The organism is Chamaesiphon sp. VAR_69_metabat_338 (assembly GCF_031423935.1).
Lineage (GTDB): Bacteria > Cyanobacteriota > Cyanobacteriia > Cyanobacteriales > Chamaesiphonaceae > Chamaesiphon.
In genome coordinates, this window is record NZ_JANPGM010000493.1 from 1 (window position 1) to 2225 (window position 2225).

The window sequence follows — 2225 nt, forward strand, 5'->3', positions numbered from 1 at the left end:
AGCAGCATGTTGAAGTCCGAATGTTTTTTCAAAGAAGACAGGCAACATCGAGACAGCCGCAAGCTCGGAACCAAAGTTGGTGATATAAGTAAATTGCAACAAGGCAACCTGACCGAATTCATATCGCTCGGCTGGTGCAAAGTGCTTTCTACCCAACACGACGTCGCGATTGACTAACCAAGCTTGATAACTCTGGTATGCATATAAAGCCGCCAGCAAGAACCAAATGAAATACATTTGCCCAGCATTCAAGAAGTGCAGTTTCTTTTGAGCTAACCGCCAAGCGAGTAAACCGAGGGCAAAAATCAGCCCGAAGTTCATAATCAGCAACCCATAAAAATCTCTAGCACTGGTAACTTCCATCGCGCCGTATTTTTTCGGACGCTTGTATTCCTTCCCAGGCGGTGTATCGGTGACACTATTAAAATAAATGACTCCGTAAATAGCGGCAATTACACCCGTCAGTACGATCGTCAGTCTCCAGTTAGCGTTACCACCAGCTAGAAATGCCGTACCGCCAGCAATTAATGGCAGTGCAAATTCCGCACCAAAAGCTCCGAAGTTGCCCCAGCCGCCATAGATACCCTGCGCCATGCCGATATCTTTGGGAGGGAACCATTCGGACACCATCCGAATGCCTAAGACGAAGCCAGAACCGACGATGCCCATCAGCAAACGGGCAATCACCATTTGATTGAAGTCTTGGGCTAAAGCTGTCGCGACGCAAGGGACGATCGCAAACATCAGTAGAATCGAATAGGTGATGCGTGGGCCATACTTATCGAGTAAGGCACCAATAATAATCCGTGCCGGAATTGTAATTGCTAGGTTACAAATTAAGAGTGTTTTGATCTGCGATTCATCTAGACTTAATTCTTTACCGATGATGGACGCAAAGGGGGCAAAGTTAAACCAGCAAACGAAGGTCAGAAAGAAGGCAAACCAAGTCAGGTGCAAGGTTCGATACGGATTTTTGAACGAAAGTAATCCCTTTAGCATCAGGCTATAGCCCCAAAGACAACAACTGCAAAAGCTCGATCGAGTCGTCATGAATCGATCGTCTATTTCAGTACGTTTAAGTTACGGGAATGCTAGATCTGAGTTAGTAGTTGTTGTTACCGTTTGTTAATTAAATTTCGATAAATGCATCAGGTTAATCTATTTTCTGCATATTCTCGATCTCGATCGATCCAACTATAGTAATTAAGCAGCATTGGTGCGGGGCAGGCACAAGGCACTGCCCCTACAAGTTAACGTTACTCAGTCAGATCCTATTGGGGTGACGATGGCTGTGAGCAACCAGTTACTTCCGAATACTAGTCTTCGCTGTTGTTCTAGCCATAAGGATTTGCCCTGCTGCTGGACAGAGTTCGGCTAATTCACAGTCGGGACAATTGGGCTTGCGCGCATTACAAATAGCACGTCCATGATAGATCGTCATAATCGAAAAATTCTCCCAATCTACCTTCGGAATCAACTTCATTAAATCCTGTTCGATCTTAATCGGATCTTGATGTTTAGTTAATCCCAATAAATTAGTCAAGCGTCTGACATGAGTATCGACAGTCACACCTTGAATATTACCAAAAGCATGAGCGGAAACCACATTAGCAGTCTTTCTAGCAACTCCTGGCAATGTCAATAGTTGCTCCATTAGTTGTGGCACTTCGCCATCAAATTCTTCAACTATCTTGCGGCAAGCACCCTGAATATTTTTAGCTTTATTATGATAAAAACCAGTCGATCGCACCAATTCTTCAATATCCAAAATATCGGCATAGGCCATCGATCGAGCATCGGGAAATTTAGCAAATAATGCTGGCGTCACTTTATTTACCCGCTCGTCGGTACACTGCGCTGAGAGAATCGTCGCGACCAAAAGCTGAACCGGAGTCGTATAATCTAAGCTACAAGTGGCATCTGGATACAGTCGTTTCAATCTGAGCAATACTTCCAATGCTCTTTTCTTTTTGGATGTCCACTTGCGATCGATCGGCATCAAATACCACCTATATCAACTGAGTGACTATTTTATCAGCAATTCTCCAATTCTCCTTGCGACTATGGAGCCAAGCCTTTCCATAATGACTCGATCGCCTCAGTAATAGCACGATCGGTATCGATCGATCCATGCAAGCCGATATTTTCGGATAATGCGAGATTGTGCAAATGCGAGAGCAATATTGCCGCTGCTGCCTCATTATTTTGACATCTCCCTAACTTTG

2 protein-coding genes are annotated in these 2225 nt (G+C 44.5%); both read right to left on the reverse strand.

Features of this window, described 5'->3' with window-relative positions:
• A partial coding sequence (locus RMO84_RS13635) for an MFS transporter (protein WP_310488993.1) occupies nt 1–999 on the reverse strand: 999 nt, incomplete at its 3' end.
• A 304-nt stretch (nt 1000–1303) separates the two neighbouring features.
• Nucleotides 1304–1999, reverse strand: a complete 696-nt coding sequence (gene nth, locus RMO84_RS13640; RefSeq protein ID WP_310488994.1) for an endonuclease III — start codon at nt 1997–1999, stop codon at nt 1304–1306.
• Between the last annotated feature and the right edge of the window lie 226 nt (nt 2000–2225).